Below are 18,923 nucleotides of genomic sequence, written 5' to 3'. Positions count from 1 at the left end.
TTGCGATATTACACCTTCTTTTTAAAATTTGCAAACATTTTCCAAAAAAAATTCAGTTGGAGATTTATTGTTCAGCGCTTTTTGTACTTTATAAAAGTTGTAATGATATGTATACCTGTCTAGTTGGCTACTATTTTACCCCAGCCATTAGATTTTATAACTTCCTGAATATAAGCATGTTAGACATATTCTAAAAATATTTTTAGATTAATCTAAATTTTTATTAACTTTGCAAATTATAAAAACTTTCCTAAACCCAGAAGTTTAGGAAAGTTAGATTTCATGACACTAACCTACACAGAAGAAAACTACCTGAAAGCCATCTACCATTTAGCCGGTGGTGGTGATAAAGAAGTATCTACAAACTCCATATCAGAGTCAATGAACACGAAGCCGGCTTCGGTAAGTGATATGCTGAAAAAGCTGTCTCAAAAGAATCTGATCAATTATGAAAAATATAAGGGGCTGACCGTTACAAAAGAAGGCATAAAAACAGCTTTACAAGTCATCCGGAAACATCGTTTGTGGGAAGTATTTCTGGTAGAAAAGCTAAAATTTAACTGGGACGAAGTTCATGAAGTAGCAGAGGAACTGGAACATATAAGATCAAATTATCTCGTAGAACGCATGGATGAATTTCTTGGTTTTCCGCAATATGACCCGCATGGAGACCCAATACCGGATGCAAATGGTCAAATTAAAGCAAAGAATAAAATCCCCCTGACTGAATTATCACTAAATAATGAAGGTATTGTTGTGGGAGTTAAAGAATCAACCTCTTCATTTCTCAAATACCTTGATAAATCCGGGATCCATTTAGGTGCAAAGATCAAAGTTCTGGATAAAATTGAATTTGACGGGTCTGTTGAAATTGAGATTGATAACAAAAAAACACTCATCGTATCGCAAAAAGTATCGGATAACATTTTTGTTACAGATTGAAATATTGAATTTATGATAAAGAAACTGGTCATATTTTTACTCTTTTTGTTAATACTTCTACCCTACTCTACAGGGAGTTCAGGAATAAAAAAGATCAAAGCGCTGGCTACAACAACCATCATCTATGACATTGCAATAAATATTGCAGGCAACAAAATTGAAGTGAACTGCCTGATGCCTGTAGGAGGTGACCCACATCTTTATGATCCCGTTCCGGGAGATGCTCAAAAAGTAGTAGAATCAGACGTAGTGCTGAAAAACGGGCTTATGCTGGAAGGCTGGCTGGATGAAATTATTGAAAATGCAGGGGGGAATCGCCCAATTGTTGTTGTTACTAAGGGTATAAAACCATTTGTCAGCGAAGCTTTCCATGGCTCCCCTGACCCGCATGCATGGATGGACCCCATATTGGTTATTGAATTTGCCCGTAATATCAAAAATACTTTTATTCAATTAGATGCAAAAAATGCCGGCTATTATACTGAAAACTTTACTCGCTACAAACAAGAGCTTATTGAGCTGGATAGCTACATAAAGAATAATATCTATACAATTCCTGAGCAAAAAAGGGTGTTGATCACTTCTCATGACGCTTTCAGGTATTATGGAAGTAGATATGGTGTCAGGGTTGAAGCGCTTATGGGCATTTCAACGGATGCTGAAGTACAGATCGGAGACGTTAATAATATCATAAACGTGATCAAAACCACAGGGATCAGTGCAATATTCATGGAATCAACCATCAATCCGAAACTTTTAAGACAGTTGGCTAAAGATCATGGCGTTGTTATCGGGGGAAAGCTTTTTGCGGATTCGTTGGGCGATGAAGAAAGCGGGGCAGATACTTATCTGAAAATGTTAAAACAAAACACCGATACCATCGTCACTGCATTGACTATGACTGGCAATCGTAATACGGAACGTAAAAGAACACTGCTGCCTTTGTTTATTGCAGTGGGATTACTTTTTGGGATAGGATTTTTATGGGTTTTCCTAAAAATAAAACAAATTGCTCCGAATTCTACCCAGAGCAATAATTGGGATCATTATAACATAGATATCAATAAAATATCTGTCTCCTATCAAAGAAAAACCGTTCTATCAAATATTACCCTTTCTATCGAATCAGGTAAACTATACGGCTTGATAGGGCCCAATGGCGCTGGCAAATCCACCCTTTTAAAATCTATACTCGGATTGATCCCCATTGACAATGGTTGTATTAAAATAAACGGCAGATCTATTGATGAAGTCAGGGATAAGATCGCCTATATCCCTCAAAAAGAGGAAATTGACTGGGCATTCCCGGCTACAGTCGAAGATATCGTGATCACCGGCAGGCTGCCCCATAAAAGACAATTTGAAAGATTTAACAGTGATGACAGGTCAATCTGCTCAAACGCTATGGAAACAGTGGGGATCAGCGAATATGTTGACCGCCAGATCTCCGACCTTTCAGGCGGGCAGCAGCAAAGGGTTTTTATAGCAAGGGCGCTTTGCCAGCAAGCTGAAATCCTCTTGTTTGATGAGCCTTTCGTGGGCGTTGATATAAAAACCGAGGAGAAGATCGTTCAAATTATCAAAGACCTGGCACAACAAAACAAAACAATCGTGCTCATTCAGCACGACCTGGCAAAAGTGAAGGATTACTTTGACTACGTGATCATGCTCAATCAGTGGTTGATAGCATTTGGAAAAACTAAAGATGTATTTACCCAGCAAAATATAACGGCTACTTATGCCGCACGGCTTACTATTTTGCAGGAGACTGAGAAGTATGTTTATGAGTGATAATGAACATGACTTTGCCCGCCTGCCAAAACGCAGTGGCGGGTAGGTAAAATGATTAATAAAAATGCCACTAAATCACGAAAACACAAAATCCCGCGAAAAGGGTTTATAAAATAATTTAGTGGGGTTTTGTGTTTTAGATTTTGTGGCATAAATTTTTAAAGAAATGACTGATCTATTTGAAATATTACAATACGAATACTCAATCCGTGCCCTGATCGCTTCATCTATAGTGGGCATGACCTGCGGCATACTGGGCTGTTTCGTTACACTCAGAAGGATGGCGCTTATCGGAGATGCTTTATCACATGCAGTGTTGCCAGGGGTAGTCATTGGTTTTATTTTCTGGGGCCATGACCCATTAGCCATTTTTATTGGAGCGGTTGTAGCCGGATTATTTACTGCCATCCTTATTACCTGGATCCAGAGAAATTCGATCACAAAAGAAGATTCTTCAATCGGGATCGTATTCACCGGGATGTTTGCGCTGGGCATCATTGGCATCTCGTGGCTCACCAAAAAAGAAGGTATACACCTTGATATGAAGGGTTTTTTATTTGGTAATGTGCTGGGTGTCTCCAATGGCGACCTGTGGCTGACTGCATTAATTGGTATTTATGTATTGATCTGTATTACCCTCTTTTTTAAATATTTCTTTATTACAACTTTTGACCCTGTAATTGCTGCAACCATGGGCGTTTCCGTGGCGGTGATCCACTACTTTTTGATGTTCCTGCTATCACTCTCCGTTGTGGCATCACTGCAATCCGTAGGCGTGATCCTTGTGGTGGCAATGCTGATCGTACCTTCCTCTACTGCCTACCTGTTAACAGACAAACTGAAGGTAATGATCATTATTTCAGCTTTTCTGGGGTTACTTTCAGCCACATCGGGTTTGCTGATTGCCATATTACTGGAAATAACCCCCGGCCCGACCATGACCGTGATGGCCGTATTATTTTTTGGCGCTGCGCTGCTGTTTTCTCCTAAAAAAGGTTTTCTCATTAATTCATACCGCAAGCTCAAAAAACAATTTATTATAGATCACCAGGATATATTAAAAACGATCTACTACAAAATAAAAGCCGGGGGATCTGTCAATCGCATAGCAATTGTTGATTATCTGAACATTTCTTTATCAAAAATTAAAATTCACCTGCTTTATCTCAGACGTCTTAGACTAATAAATACCACTAAAGATAAAATCGTTCTTACTGAAAAAGGAAATCATCAAGCCATTAAATTAGTGAGAGCCCACCGGCTATGGGAGACATACCTTGCCACCAAAATGGGCTTGCCAGCCGAAGAGCTGCATGAGCCGGCAGAAAAAATAGAGCATTTGCTGCCCGAAGAAATATTGGAAAAAGTGGATCAGGTGCTTGGGCATCCCCAAAAAGACCCTCATGGTCAGCCCATACCAAAAGGTGATGAAGGGAAGGAGAGGGAAAAATAGCAGAGGCAGTAGCAGTTAACAATCGGCAGTCGGCAGTCCACAATCGGCAGTCCACAATCGGCAGTCCACAATCGGCAGTCCACAGTCGGCAATTGTTTTTTGCCGACTGGGGACTGTAGATTGCCGGCTTTTCTCTATTTATACTTTTCAGGATTTTTAATCATGTGATTACGATTTTTTAATTGTTGTTTTTTGCCTTTTTGCCGACTGCCGACTGCCAACTGCAACTGCTACTTTTTCCCTTCTTCCCATCTCTTCTCAAACGTCTCAGCCTTCGCCTCTAAAGTTTCGAGAAATACCAATTTAGAATTGATCAAACCTTTCCAATCTTCATATTGCTCCGGGAATGTGACATTGATATAAATACTGCTATCCGAAAAAGACCTCACTAATGACTGCATAGCCAGCTGGTAATATTGAAGCGCCTTTCTATAATCCCCCGTCATTTCATAAAGATCACCAAATTTATAATAACAATTACCTACTTCCGGATGATATGAACCAAAAGAATTTAAATTGATATTTAATGACTTTTTATAATATTCCCTTGCTTTATTGATTTGTTCTTTTGCAGCATATAGATCACCCAAATTTATATAGCTAACGGCTACATAAGGATGATCTTTGCCTAGAGATTTAAGCCAAATGATCAAAGATTTGTTATAATATTCCAGGGCTTTGTCAATATCGCCATTTAATTGATAAATTATTCCTATGTTATTATATGTTAAAGCCACAAGAGGATGCTCCTGACCAAGCGTTTTAAACTTTATGTTCAATGATTGCTGATAATATTCCATCGCTTTGTCATAATCGTTTATTTTCTCATAATCAGCTCCTATGTTGTTATAATTAATTGCAACATCAGGATGATCTTTACCAAGGGCTTTAAGCCTAATGTTCAATGAATGCTGATGATATTCCAGCGCAGTGTAGTAGTCTCCTTGGAACCAATAAAGAGTGCCTAAGTTTTGATAGATTACAGCTATAGCAGGATAGTTTCTGTCAATTATTTTAAGCAATATATTTAATGCTTGCTGATAATATTCCATCGCTTTGTCATAATCGCCTTTTTTCTCATAAACTATTCCAATGTTATTATAGCTTTTAGCTGTTTCACGATTATTTTTTCCGATTTTTAAAAGTTTTATATCCAGTGATTGCTGAAAATATTCCATCGCCTTATCATATTCACCTTTGTTCTCGTAAACTATGCCCAATCCGTTGTATGTTTTTGCAACACCCAGGCTTTTGTCTCCTAACTGATTTAACCCGGTTTTCAAAGCATCATAAAAATATTTTAATGCTTTGTTATACTCTGCTTTTAAATTTAAGTTCCAGGCTATAAAAGCTAAAGTTTTCACATACTTCTCCCAGAGCCTTTTATTCATAACACGATCTTCTATCCCACCTGCTTGCTGCAAAACTTTTACAGACAGGCTATCCATTGCTGCAGTCGTATCACGAAAACCCGCCTGTACGCTTGTCTGCCAAACAGGCAGGACTGACAGATATTTTTCACTGACTTTTTTAAGATAAAAAATAGCGCTATCATACAACGCTTGTTTGTTCAGTTCCATTGCTTTTTCAAACCAGGTGTTTGCCAATACAGTATCCACCTGCCCTGGTGACGCTAATGGTATTAAAATCAGAATCAATAATATTGTAATTGTTTTGGGCATTTTATTTCAACAAAAATATCATAATATTTTCTTATTAGATTTTTAAATTTATAAATTTGTTGCAATCTTTTAAAATTATGAAACAATTATATCTTTATTTTGGCAACTGCCAAATTATTACTATAATGAATATACGTATTCCTATGCCAAATACCATTTCTTTGCATGATTGCATGATTGCATGGATGCATGGATGCATGGATGCATGATTGTAAAGTAGAATAACCTTTGAATATTAAATTAATGAGAAATTTTGGTGGTTTGTTTATTTTGAAGTTATTGCTAATTCTAAGTTTACCATGCTTGAGTCAGGGGTATATGATTAATTTGAATTTTCTTGAACAAAGGGATCATTTTGACAAATCGTTTATCACATCCATAAATGATTCGTTGTTTAACAAAGATCCGTTGTTTGAAAAAAAATTGTTTGATTTAAAAAGGAAAGTTCAAAAAGGCAATTTCATTATACAGATACAGTATATTCATCATTATAACCATGGAAGCTGGAAACTGTATGAAATAAAGGAGGATACAATATCATATTGTGAATTATATACAGAACTAAGATTGACCAATGATAGTATTGAAAAAGAAATTAGTATATGTTTTAAACATACGGCTAGTCAAATTGATCAGTATTTTAAAGATAGTCAAATGATGTGGATTTATGATTATACTGGAAAATCATTGATGTGGGACGTTAATCAAACGGATGTGACCATATATTTGTACATAAAAAACAGTAAAATTGTGCTATGTTATTCCATGTTTGGAAATAATAGGAAAATTAAATACAAATTAAAAATATTGCCCATACTGTCAATTTTTTCATGTTTTTGGGATAGTAGCTCAGAAATTGATTGGTACAGATAACACAACTTTTTGTCTCATATATGGGAATCATAACAAAATCTATGAGTTTGAAAATAAAATGATTAAAATGAATAAAAACCTGATATCAAAATTAAATTCAAATGACAAATGGAAATCAAATTATCAATAACACGTCATGCAACCATGCATCCATGCAATCATGCAATCAATACTACAATTTGTGTTCAAAGGCGGATAGTCATTATTACTATTATTATTGCCAACTGCCTATGGAGTAAAGCGACATCCCGATTCTTTTGCATCAACTGTTTCTTGTTTGTATTAATTTTATCGGGACTGCCTACTACCAACTGCTTTTCCCAGGCTCTTAATTGGGCACAGAAAGCCAGCAGTGAAGCTACCGACTATAGCAAAGCCCTTGCCGTAGATGCTGCAGGCAACGTTTATATAACCGGTTATTTTGAAGGCAGGGCAACTTTTGGAGAAAAAATGCTTACCAGTATAGCCAGTTCTGACATTTTTTTGGTTAAGTATGATGCATCGGGTAAATTCCAATGGGTGCAGCAGGCAGGAGGGAATGGTTATGATTTCGGTAATGGTATTTCAACAGATCCGGCAGGTAATATTTATATAACCGGGTATTTTGAAGGTAAAGCTTTTTTTGCTAAGAAAGCAAAAACCCCCTTTACAAAGAAGGATCCCGGTGGCTCAAAGACCATTACCAGCATAGCCAGCTCCGATCTCTTTATAGCTAAATACAATCAATCGGGTTCACTGCTTTGGGTGCAGCAGGCAAGGGGAAGCATAAAAGATTACGGCAACAGCATTTCAGTAGATGCATCAGGTAATATTTATGCTACCAGGCAAACACCCGGTACAGCTACTTTTGGGGCAGGTTCAGTTTCAAATCCAAGGGGTACAGATATTTTTATAACCAAATTCAGTTCATCAGGCCAATTACAATGGCTGCAGCAAGCTGGGGGTATTGGCTATACCCATGGCAACGGTATTATAGTAGATCATTCCGGTAATGTTTTTGTGACAGGATATTTTGAGGGCACCGCTACCGTAGGTGATACTTCGCTCACAAGTGACGGATCCATTGACTTTTTTATTACCAAATATAGTTCAAAAGGTTTATTTCAATGGGTACAACAAGCGTGGGGAGGGGGAAATGAAAAATGAAAGAAATCGTTAATTTACAATAATTTATTTTTAAATAATAATTTATTTTCATTAACTTGCAACTTTTTAATGACTTTGGCTGTTTTTTTGATATAAAAAGAAAAAAGATCATTTAACTTTCTAAAAAAAATTACACCATGATAAAAAAATACCCACAATTGCTCATTCCCTTAATAGTGGTCGCAATGGCCTTATCGGGATTCCTGTTTAAACAACAGGTTTTAACATCGGAAACGGAGGAAATAAACTGGATAAGCTTTGAAGAAGCGGTAAAGAAATCAAAGAAAAAGAAAAAAAAGATATTTATTGATGTTTATACTTCCTGGTGTGGATGGTGCAAAAGGATGGATGCCACTACCTTTAAAGATCCGAAAATTGTGCAATATGTAAATAAAAAATTTTATGCTGTCAAGCTGAATGCCGAAGGCAAGCAGCCGATCATATTCAAAGGAAAAACCTATAATTTTATTCCAAAATATAGAAGTCATGAGCTGGCTTTCCAACTCCTCAAAGGAAGAATGAGCTATCCTACTACAGTGTATTTAGATGAAGATGTTAATGTTCTTTCTGTCGTTCCTGGTTATCAAAGAGTTAACTCCCTGGAAAAACTCCTGCATTATTACGCTGAGAACCATCATAAAACCACTTCCTGGAAAGAGTTTCAGGCCAGCTATAAACCCTAACCAAACACGAATAACAGATCAGCTTATGGAAATTTTTGGTTTTTCAATTACTTTGCTCACTATAGTACTTGCCTGGATGACATGGAATAATGGTCGGTTGATGAAAGAAACAGTAAAAACAATTAATCAACAAGGTGAAAAACGCCATAAAGAAGTATTGGATTGGTTTAAAAAGATTGATGAAAGAGAAGAAAAACGTGACGAAAGAGAAGAAAAACGTGACGAAAGAGTAGAACAACGCCATATAGAAGTATTGGATTGGTTTAAAAAGATTGATGAAAGAGAAGAAAATCGCGAAGAGAGGGCAGAACAAAAACATAGGGAAGTTATTGCCATAACACAACAACCACATAAATGATAAAGTAAATATAAACTTGTGTCATCCATTAAACGATACAATAGTTGCCCCTGCCACCTCTCAAGGTAATAGTGCAATAGCTGTTGTCAGGCTTTCGGGAAAACAAGCAATCAATATTTGCGACAAAGTTTTTCAGGGTAAAGACCTTAAAAAGCAGCAAACCCACACCATCCACTATGGAACGATTGTAGATGGAAATAAAATTATTGACGAAGTTTTGGTTTCTATTTTTAAAGAACCAAAATCTTATACCAAAGAAAACCTGATAGAGATTTCCTGCCATGGCTCCGCTTTTATAGTTACTCAGATCATAAAATTGCTGATCAGGCAGGGTGCACGCCCTGCGCAGCCCGGAGAGTTTACCAAAAGAGCTTTTTTAAACGGGCAATACGACCTCGCACAAGCAGAAGCTGTAGCAGACCTGATAACCTCTGATTCGGAAGCAGCACACCAGGCAGCCATGAACCAAATGCGGGGAGGATTTTCTGCAGAGATCAAACAGCTTAGAGAAAAATTGATACATTTTGCTTCGTTAATAGAACTGGAGTTAGACTTTGGCGAAGAAGATGTAGAATTTGCCAACCGCAAAGAATTGAAATTATTGGTCAAGGGACTGCAAAACGTAATTCAACCACTCATAAACTCATTTGACCTTGGAAACGTGATCAAGGATGGGGTGCCCATTGTAATCGCTGGCAAACCTAATGTGGGCAAATCTACACTCCTTAATGCTTTACTGAACGAAGAAAAAGCCATTGTTTCTAAAATTCCAGGCACCACAAGAGATTATATTGAAGACCGTATCAATATTGATGGTATTAGTTTCAGGTTTACAGATACAGCAGGGCTACGCAAAGCAAAAGATAAAATAGAAGCAATCGGTGTAGAGCGAACACATCAAAAGATGAATCAGGCTTCTTTGATCATTTATATTTTTGACGTGAATGACACCTCTCCTGAAAATCTAAAAGAAGAATTAAAAAAACTAAATACTTACCTGCCTGCGCCTGTCCATACAGGCGGGCCTGGCGGCAGGGCTGGAAGTGTTAGTGCACAGACGGGACAAACAGGCAGGCAGGCAGGCAACATTCCATATTTGATTGCTGGAAATAAAATAGACAAATGTAACGAGCAGACTATCTCAAGCTTTAAAAAACTTATACCTGGAGATATCATAGGAACTCCCCTACCCTATGAGATCATTTTTATAGCTGCTTTAAAGAACCAAAATATAGATAAGCTAAAAAAGAAGCTATTAGAAATGGTCAATGCCAAAACCATAAAAACCGCAAATACGGTGGTTACAAACATTCGCCACTACGATAGTTTGGTACAAACAAGAGACGCACTCAACAAAGTACTCGATGGTATTGAAACAGGTAAAACAGGAGACATTATAGCTTTAGATATCAGGAATGGGTTGCACTATTTGGGTGAAATTACGGGGGAAATAACGACTGAAGACCTGCTGGAGAATATATTTTCGAAGTTTTGTATCGGAAAGTGACTTGGCAAAAATGTTATTTTCAACACTAATTATATGTTGATTCTAACGACATGTTTTAATAATATGTCGCAATTTTTGTATTTTTACGACATATTCATTCTGATGAAAGAAAAGGATTTGATAACTATTAATACAATTATTCTATCACCACTTTCCTGTTTATCGCTCCCTTTCCATCGGATACCACTTTTAAATAATAAATCCCTTTTGCATACCCCTTCAAATCAATCTCGGTTTTTTGATCTATGATCTTAAATTTGGTTATTTCACGTCCTAAAAAATTATAAATAAAGCAATCGTATCCCGGGTTCTCAGGACTTAAATCGTAAACTTCTAATATAAACTTCCCTGTATTTGGATTTGGATATAGATTCATTTGCTTAGCTATTTCATTTTCAAATGTACCAGTAGGGCCTATATTAACGATCAAACTAACAGTATTCCCCGCACATCCCAAACTGTCCATCTCAACAACGATTATTTGCCCGCTCCCGGAAGGTCCCCATTGTACAGTGATGAAATTAGTTGTGCCTCCGCTCGTTTGATTTCCGCCAATAATTGTCCAGCTATACGTTGAGCCAACGTGAAATGTGACCGAATAAAACTCGGTAGCAGATTCATTCACATTGGAAGGTCCGGTAATAGTACCGGTCTGCGGGCCTACGTCACAATCAATTACAACTATTTGCTGTACTATTTGTGCAATACAACCTGATGCGTTGGTAACAGTTAAAGTTACAGGATAGGTCCCCACTGAAAAATAAGCATGGAAAGTATTTTGAATTATTGAAGAAAATCCGTCTCCAAAATCCCAGTTCCATGAATCAGCTCCAGTACTATTGTCAAAAAAGTTCACAACTACACCAATATTAACCGTATCGTTGCTCATAGTAAAGCTACCCGTTAGAGAGTTTATTGTGATTAGCTGTGATAGGGTATCACTTCCATAAAGATTAGTCACAATTAAGGTTACGGTATAAATGCCTGGTAAACTGTATGCATAAAATGGATTTTGAGACGCAGAGAGTCCAATACCATCACCAAAATCCCAAAACCAGGAAGTGGGGTTGTATAATGATTGATCTGTAAAGCTTACGATTCCCTGGCACATGTCTAATATATTAATAGAGAAATCAGCTACCGGAGGGATGGTATTGGGCAGTATAACAACAGAATAATCTTCAAACTGACCACGCCAAACATTTACGCATGGTGCAGGTGCAGTATTCCACCATATATCAGACCCTACCCGCATACGTAAAGGTGTGTTTATCACTGCAGAAAAAGGAATGGTAATATTTCCGGAATGATTTTGTAAAACATTGTCAGACCAAAAAACAAGCTCGGTGGTGGAATCATTATCAAAAACACCATCATTGTTGTAGTCAATCCACATCCTTACATTTTCTTCATTTCCTGCACCTGCACCTGTTTGTATGGAAATGGGATAGGTCAGATCAACAATTACGTTTGTTGCATTTGAACAACTGTAATCCTGGTATCCCTCAATACCATCGGCAGTGGTATTGTTTATGGTATTAAAAGTAACATTGTAAATACCATATCCGCAGCAATATGCGGTAGTTATTGGAGTACAGGAAGGCGCTATTGGTCCTGTGCCGAAAGTGATCAAAACCGAATCCATGTCAGTGCATGACCCCGATGTTCCCGTAACATAATACATGGTGGTTGACACGGGATTTGCAAGTGGGTCAGGACAATTAATACAACTCAATCCAGCAGGAGGGTTCCATGAAAAGGACGTACCTCCAATATTAGCCGTAGCGTTTAATTGAGCTGTATCCCCTGAACAAATAAGGGATGTGCTGGCATTAGCAACAACATTAAGTGTGGTTGTATAAATTGTGACAGTATCCGTTGCTGAACAACCGCCACCCGAGGCAACAACAATATATGATGTGGTTGTAGTGGGATTTGCTACCGGATCGGCAATATTTGGGTTGGATAATCCGGCAGCGGGTGTCCATGTATAAGACAAGGTGGTATCAATTCCGCTACAGGGAGCGCCTATAATAATATCATCAAAATAAGCAATACTTCCAGGTTGTACATTAAATAAGTGAATTTGAGAAATATCTGTTGAGGTAGTAGAATTGAATGGAACACTGGCTTGAATAAGAACACCATCTATATAGTAATCAAAGGTTACATTGATATAGTCAATATTTTGGCATTCTATATGATACCATTGATTTGCATTAAATACATTGAAAATTCCATTCATGTTAAAAGATCCAGACCAATCTGCAGAGAAGGTTATTATACCCCCATTAGTTGTCGTATTGTTATCACCAATTGTCACTCCAGCATCCCAATTAAAAGTGGATGTGGCGTTTACATAAAAACCAACGTAATCAGGAGTGCCGGGATTAAAATTAGTATATACCCCATCATAAAAAGCCCAGTTTCCACCAGATAATTGAAGCGAGTAGTTTCCAACGGCAGCCGTTGAGGTGGTAGGTGTAATGGTATAGCCACCGCCTGCGTCAGTCCATTTGTTGTACGTGCCGTCTTCAAAACCGTCATAAAAAAGTGCAGGTGCGCAACTATAGGCAAATAATTGAGTAGTATCACCCGGGCAAATTGAATCTCTTGTGGCTGAAGCAATGATTGGACCACCGCCAATGCTAACCGTCACGCTGTCAATAGGGGTACAGCCAGCAGGAGTGGTAACATAATAAGTTGTGGTAGCAGTTGGGCTTGCATAAGGGCTTTGACAATTGGTACAGCTTAGTCCCGTGGATGGAGACCATAGATATGCTCCACTTCCAGTTGCAGTTAATTGCACGCTATCTCCAAAGCAAATAGCAGTATCGGGGCTGGCAACAATAAAATTTGCCGTATCCACATATATCGTGATGGTATCAAAGCTTGAACAAGTACCAATAGCTGCCTCTACCACATAAGTAGTGGTGGAAGAAGGGCTGGCTAACGGATTGGAAATATTTGGGTTGGATAAGCCGGTCGAAGGATTCCATGTAAAGCTCAAAGTAGTATCTACTCCACTGCAGGCGATGTTTACATCATCAATAGCCCAGTGGTCACAGCAGGAACCAGAAAACATAATCTGTTTAAATCTGAATTGTGTACTTGCAGTTTGAGCACCGGCAGGCATATTTTCATTGATGGCTGTAAAAGTGACATATCCACCGGTAAAATATGTATTGATATTGTTCCAGGTAATACCGTTATCGGTTGAATATTCAAGCACGATATCCTCACCGGCATCAGCTGTTTCACAAGGAGGAGCGCCTGATCCGATTTTGAGGTAAAAGTTGATGTTACCGCCCGCCAATACATTCAGGTTTTGTGTTATCGCTTCGCGCGTTGTGGAACCATTAAAATATAAAGCAAAACCACTTACCGATCCGCAATCAATAGTTGCTGCTCCACCTGTAATGCCCGACCAAAGAGCAAAATCGATATTCGGGTCAAAATCATCATTCATCGGTGGACAAGAATTTGCAAATAATTGAGTACTATCTCCAAGACAAATCGTATCTTTAACTGCAATAGCAACTAGCTGTGCAACACTATCTACCATTACTATCACTGTGGCAAAATCTGTACAACCAGAGTCAGAAGTAACAGCTACAATATAAGTAGTTGTAACAAAGGGATTTGCTATGGGATTTGCAATATTAGGATTATCTAATCCCAAAGTTGGGTTCCAGGAATATGAAACACCTCCGCTTGCACTTAATTGCACGCTATCACCAGGACAAATACCAGTATCTGAACTAATGGTTATAACAGGTAGCGGATTAACAAATACCGTTACTGAATCTATATCACTGCCACAGGCATTGATCGCTGTTAGCGACCAGGTCGTTGTTGTTGAAGGATTTGCCAATGGGTTAGCTATTATAGAATCACTTAATCCTGTACCGGGGTCCCACAAATAGGTTGCTCCACCTGAAGCATTTAATTGTATTAAATCCCCTTCGCAGATGGTTGTATCTGTTCCTGCATTGGCAATCGGAGCAGCAACGAAAACCGTTACGGTAACAAAGGCAGAATCCTGAATGCCGGTAGAATCGGTTACCATTACCATATATGTAATAGTAGAAGAAGGACTTGCTAGTGGACTTTGACAGGTATCACAGCTCAAACCCGTTGAGGGAATCCATGAATAGCTGTAAGGAGGTACCAAAATATTTGAATCAATTATGGCAACGCTTAACAAAATAGAGTCACCTATGCAAATGCTAGTATCATTAGCAACTTCAATAGCTGTTAGCAGAGGACATTGAACTTGAGAATAAACTGTCGCAGCATAGCCGGCTGCTGCCATATCAATATTATTATGTTGAACGCCAAGTGTACTTGTATCACTCCATGCAGCGTTTAAAACAGCTGTATCAGTGATGCTAAATATGTATGGGTAAGTTCCCAATGATGGAGCACATACACATTCCAGGATTGTATTTGTGAATGTACCAATTTGTGTACTATTCAGATAAAATGTAAAATCGTTTGTGCTAAAACTACAATCAGTATAATATAAATAGAAGGTTATGGAATCAACGGTTGGGGTATTAATGAAAAATAAGGGTGATGTTTTTAGTGTGATATCTCCAAAATCATTACCGTCATTACATAGATCATTGGAAAAGTTGCAGCTACCTGCTCCGCCCGGAGCATCATGTATACAAATATTTTCTACAAATATAAAAATAGAGTCGCGTAAAACCTGGTAATTTGTAATGCTGTCGTTTATATTATTGGTATCTCCAGCCAGTGTTGCCCAGGCATCAAAAGTATAAGTTCCGAAAGTACCTAAATTGGCTTGAGTTGCAAATGTATGGGTAAAGTTGTTTCCCGGAAGAATAGTGGTACTTATATTTTCGGTAACTGGTACTCCACCATTGACTGTATAAGATACGTCAAGTGTGGAAATGGTATCTAAGCCAAAATTTTCAATAATTACAGAGACATCTTCAAATACTGCTGAGCCGCATCCCAAAACCGGGGAAGTTATTTGAGTGATACCAGCGTCAATATCAGTTAATGGAGCATATTCAAACCGTGTATTAGGTCTTTGAAGTGTACCGGCTGTAAACGTCATATCAATACAGATATCAGGGACACACGAATCACAATACCGGTAACCATTTGAATTAAATGTTGTTGCGGTATAAAAAACAGAGGAATTGCTCGTCCAGTTATTATTATCAAAGCATGTTTGAATTAAAATGTTGGAAACACCATCCCAGAAAAATGGTGTAGAAAATGTAAAAGTATTCCAGCCCGTTGTGGCAGTATGATTACCTAAAAAAACCGGAATCAGCCCGGTTTCCCAGCTTGTCACTGCAGTAGAAGTGGTGGTTTTTATCAGAACTTTAAATCCATTCATTGTCTGAGCTGCTGCAGTTGAAACATTGAGAGCAATTGAATAAATATTTCCAGGCCCCATTCCAAGCGCCTGAAGCTCGGAGGCAAGGAACAGTATCTGATTTTTGTTATCCTCATAAAAGGTTCCAAAAGGGGTTTCTCCTGTACCTGAGGTGGTGGTATTTGCTGTACCTACTGTGAATATAGTAGTTTGCGAATTGGCTTGTATCAGGAATAAAAACTGAAAAGAGACAAACCATACGAAAAAAATCAGTAATAGCCTGTTCATGATTGTTATTATTTATTATTTATTTATAGTTATATGTCTCGTTATAACTCCTTGATCTGTAACTATTCGCAATTGATAAATCCCACTTGCGTATTTTTTAAAATCAATTACCTTGTGATAAATTTCTACCCGTCCCGGCAAGTTCCGGGAACCCATTATTAGCTCCTCCGAAAATACCTCAATGCCAAGGATATTTATGATCTTTAACTGTACATTCTGTTCTTCTATTATCTGTAATTCCAGGGTGAAGGTTCCTGTATTTGGATTTGGATAAACTTTTACTGAAATAAGTGAAGTATCTTCAATATTTATACCCGTTCCACCTATATTTACAGTCAAATAAATCGTATCACCAAAACACCCGTTACTGCTTTTTTCAACAACAGACAACAATCCCGTACCCGCAGCGCCCCAATATACACCGATCGCATTTGTTAAGCCACCGCTTATTTGATTACCACCGGTAACAGCCCAATAATATTCGGACCCTGCATTAAGCGCAACAGAATAATTTTCTATGGCAAATTCACTTACAGTTGTAAATCCAATTATATTACTTGTCAGTGGCGGCCCCCCGGTGGAATCATTAATAGTGGCGCTTTCTGTTACCAGGCAGCCGTTGTTGTCTGTAACAATTACAGTATATATTCCTGTATCTAACCCGCTAATATCCTCAGTGGTTGCTCCATTGCTCCAGATGAAATTATAGGGTGCATTGCCACCGGTAACGGTAATATCTATAGCACCAATGCCATAGCCGCAATTATCGTCCGTTATACCCGTAATGGTCATACTTAATGTTCCGGGACTGTTCAGTACGGTTACGGAAGTATCGGTAATACAACCGTTTGAATCGGTAATTGTAACAGTAAAAGTATCTGCACTCAATCCTGTAATATCCTCTGTAACAGTTCCATTGCTCCACACAAAAGTATAAGGAGCAGATCCGCCTGAAATGGTAATGTCAACAGCGCCTGCTCCATTGCCACATACTTCATCTGTGATCCCTACATTGCTGATGGTTAAGGTGCCTGGACTATTTAAGACAGTAATGGTAGTACCGCTTACACATCCATTTGAATCAGTAACGGTAACAGTAAAAGTATCTGCACTCAATCCTGTAATATCCTCTGTAACAGCTCCATTACTCCATATAAAAGTATAGGGAGCATACCCTCCTGAAACAGTAATGTCAATAGCGCCACTTCCGTTGCCGCAAATTTCATCAGTTATGGTGACGTTACTAATGATCAAGTTCCCCGGATCGTTTAGTACAGTTACTGTTGTACCGGCAATACAGCCCAATGAATCGGTAATGGTTACTGTAAAGTTACCGGCACTTAATCCGTTTATATCTTCAGTGGTCGCTGCATTACTCCAGGCGAAAGAATAAGGCAGAACACCCCCGGAAACGGTTATATCTACAGTGCCTTGCCCGTTACCACATATTTCATCTGTGACAATTGCAGCGGCTAAATTAAAGCCTTGTGTTTCGTTTAAAACAGTTCCACCTGTATTGAGAATACATCCCAAGCTATCAGTAATGATACAAGTATAGTTACCCGCAGTTAAATTAATAATATCTTCAGTTGTGCCTCCATTACTCCAGGCAAAAGTATATGGAGGAAAACCCCCGGAAACGGTTATATCTATAGCGCCTTGTCCGTTATTACATACTTCATCTATGGCAATTATGGAATCTACACTATAACCAAAAGTCTGGTTTAATACATCTCCTGCTGTATTGATAATACAACCCGTGCTATCGGTAATGACACAGGTATAATTACCAGCGCTTAATCCGGTTATATCTTCAGTAACTGCTCCATTGCTCCAGGTAAATGAGTAGGGAGTAACTCCACCCGACATGGTCACATCTATAGCACCCAGCCCATTACCACAATATTCACCGGTTACAATTATATTGTCTAAGCTAAAGGTGCCCGTTGCATTTAAAACATCAACTGTTTGATTAATAATACACCCGCTATTATCAGTTATTACGACAGAATAATTTCCTGCACTCAATCCGTTGATATCTTCGCTCGTAGCCCCATTGCTCCAGGCATACGTATAAGGTGAAATGCCACCCGAAACAGTGATATCAATAACGCCCTGTCCGTTACCACAAATTTCGTATGTTACAATAATGGTGTCTAAGCTAAAGGTGCCTGTTTGGTTTAGTACATTTTCAGATATATTAATAACACAGCCATTAATATCAGTAATTGTACAAGTGTAATTACCGGCACTTAATCCACTAATATCTTCTGTAGTTGCTCCATTACTCCAGAGGTAGGTGTAAGGTGTTGTTCCGCCTGAAACAGAGATATCAACAGCCCCTTGTCCGTTACCGCAAATTTCATCCGTTACAATTGAACTATTTAGTATTAAACTTCCTGCAGCATTTGTTACAGTTGCTGACAGATTAATAATGCAACCGTTAAAATCGGTTATTTGACAAGTGTAATTACCGGCACTTAATCCGCTAATATCTTCTGTTGTATCTCCATTGCTCCAGGTAAAAATGTAAGGTGTCGTTCCGCCTGAAACAGTTATATCAACAGCCCCTTGCCCGTTACCGCAAATTTCATCTGTTACAATTGAAGTATCCATAATTAAACTTCCCACAGCATTTGTTACAGTTGCTGACAGATTAAGAATACAACCGTTAATATCAGTTATTTGACAAGTGTAATTACCGGCACTTAATCCACTAATATCTTCTGTAGTTGCTCCATTGCTCCAGGTAAAAGTGTAAGGTGTTGTTCCGCCTGAAACAGTTATATCAACAGCCCCTTGCCCGTTACCGCAAATTTCATCTGTTACAATTGAAGTATCCAT

At 38.4% G+C, this 18,923-nt stretch carries 11 protein-coding genes; 8 read left to right on the top strand and 3 right to left on the bottom strand.

All coding sequences use genetic code 11. The features are described from left to right. The first annotated feature begins 282 nt into the window (after positions 1-282). The 3 genes from FVQ77_07880 to FVQ77_07870 all read left to right on the top strand — a co-directional run bounded on the left by FVQ77_07880 (position 283) and on the right by FVQ77_07870 (position 4,186). Positions 283-942 carry a metal-dependent transcriptional regulator gene (locus tag FVQ77_07880; protein ID MBW8050242.1) on the top strand — a complete coding sequence of 220 codons (660 nt, stop codon included), beginning with the start codon at positions 283-285 and terminating at the stop codon, positions 940-942. Positions 943-954: 12 nt separating this feature from the next. Next, complete coding sequence (locus FVQ77_07875) at positions 955-2,733, top strand: ATP-binding cassette domain-containing protein (protein ID MBW8050241.1); 1,779 nt, start codon at positions 955-957, stop codon at positions 2,731-2,733. A gap of 166 nt (positions 2,734-2,899) precedes the next feature. Continuing rightward, on the top strand, positions 2,900-4,186 hold the full coding sequence (locus FVQ77_07870; GenBank protein ID MBW8050240.1) for an iron chelate uptake ABC transporter family permease subunit: 1,287 nt from the start codon (positions 2,900-2,902) through the stop codon (positions 4,184-4,186). Positions 4,187-4,416: 230 nt separating this feature from the next. Here the strand turns inward: FVQ77_07870 and FVQ77_07865 are convergent, their stop codons facing one another. Beyond that, positions 4,417-5,868 (bottom strand): tetratricopeptide repeat protein, encoded by a 1,452-nt coding sequence (locus tag FVQ77_07865; GenBank protein ID MBW8050239.1) that lies wholly within the window; start codon positions 5,866-5,868, stop codon positions 4,417-4,419. Positions 5,869-6,195: 327 nt separating this feature from the next. Here FVQ77_07865 and FVQ77_07860 point away from each other — a divergent pair, with 327 nt between their 5' ends. The 5 genes from FVQ77_07860 to mnmE all read left to right on the top strand — a co-directional run bounded on the left by FVQ77_07860 (position 6,196) and on the right by mnmE (position 10,435). After that, entirely contained in the window at positions 6,196-6,741 is a 546-nt protein-coding gene (locus tag FVQ77_07860; protein MBW8050238.1) for a hypothetical protein, read from the top strand. A gap of 108 nt (positions 6,742-6,849) precedes the next feature. Beyond that, positions 6,850-7,887, top strand: a complete 1,038-nt coding sequence (locus FVQ77_07855; GenBank protein MBW8050237.1) for a hypothetical protein — start codon at positions 6,850-6,852, stop codon at positions 7,885-7,887. 185 nt (positions 7,888-8,072) lie between these two features. Next, on the top strand, positions 8,073-8,570 hold the full coding sequence (locus FVQ77_07850; GenBank protein ID MBW8050236.1) for a DUF255 domain-containing protein: 498 nt from the start codon (positions 8,073-8,075) through the stop codon (positions 8,568-8,570). A 25-nt stretch (positions 8,571-8,595) separates the two neighbouring features. Then, a complete protein-coding gene (locus FVQ77_07845) occupies positions 8,596-8,928 on the top strand; it encodes a hypothetical protein (GenBank protein MBW8050235.1) in 333 nt (110 codons plus the stop codon). Between the two features lie 16 nt (positions 8,929-8,944). Then, on the top strand, positions 8,945-10,435 hold the full coding sequence (mnmE, locus tag FVQ77_07840) for a tRNA uridine-5-carboxymethylaminomethyl(34) synthesis GTPase MnmE (protein MBW8050234.1): 1,491 nt from the start codon (positions 8,945-8,947) through the stop codon (positions 10,433-10,435). A gap of 136 nt (positions 10,436-10,571) precedes the next feature. Here the strand turns inward: mnmE and FVQ77_07835 are convergent, their stop codons facing one another. Beyond that, the gene (locus FVQ77_07835; GenBank protein ID MBW8050233.1) at positions 10,572-16,079 is read right to left on the bottom strand and encodes a PKD domain-containing protein; all 5,508 of its coding nucleotides are present in this window, start codon (positions 16,077-16,079) and stop codon (positions 10,572-10,574) included. A gap of 15 nt (positions 16,080-16,094) precedes the next feature. Next, a complete protein-coding gene (locus FVQ77_07830) occupies positions 16,095-18,923 on the bottom strand; it encodes a T9SS type A sorting domain-containing protein (GenBank protein MBW8050232.1) in 2,829 nt (942 codons plus the stop codon).

It is taken from the genome of Cytophagales bacterium (assembly GCA_019456305.1).
In the GTDB taxonomy this organism is placed as follows: Bacteria; Bacteroidota; Bacteroidia; order Cytophagales; family VRUD01; genus VRUD01.
This window is presented reverse-complemented; position numbering and strand designations above follow the sequence as displayed.

Excerpts from the sequence above, each read along its gene's own strand:
- FVQ77_07875 (MBW8050241.1), top strand. The coding sequence starts at position 955 with ATGATAAAGAAACTGGTCATATTTTTACTCTTTTTGTTAATACTTCTA.
- FVQ77_07850 (MBW8050236.1), top strand. The coding sequence starts at position 8,073 with ATGGCCTTATCGGGATTCCTGTTTAAACAACAGGTTTTAACATCGGAA.
- FVQ77_07830 (MBW8050232.1), bottom strand. The coding sequence starts at position 18,923 with ATGGATACTTCAATTGTAACAGATGAAATTTGCGGTAACGGGCAAGGG.
- FVQ77_07855 (MBW8050237.1), top strand. The coding sequence starts at position 6,850 with ATGGAAATCAAATTATCAATAACACGTCATGCAACCATGCATCCATGC.
- FVQ77_07845 (MBW8050235.1), top strand. The coding sequence starts at position 8,596 with ATGGAAATTTTTGGTTTTTCAATTACTTTGCTCACTATAGTACTTGCC.
- FVQ77_07880 (MBW8050242.1), top strand. The coding sequence starts at position 283 with ATGACACTAACCTACACAGAAGAAAACTACCTGAAAGCCATCTACCAT.
- FVQ77_07870 (MBW8050240.1), top strand. The coding sequence starts at position 2,900 with ATGACTGATCTATTTGAAATATTACAATACGAATACTCAATCCGTGCC.
- FVQ77_07865 (MBW8050239.1), bottom strand. The coding sequence starts at position 5,868 with ATGCCCAAAACAATTACAATATTATTGATTCTGATTTTAATACCATTA.
- FVQ77_07835 (MBW8050233.1), bottom strand. The coding sequence starts at position 16,079 with ATGAACAGGCTATTACTGATTTTTTTCGTATGGTTTGTCTCTTTTCAG.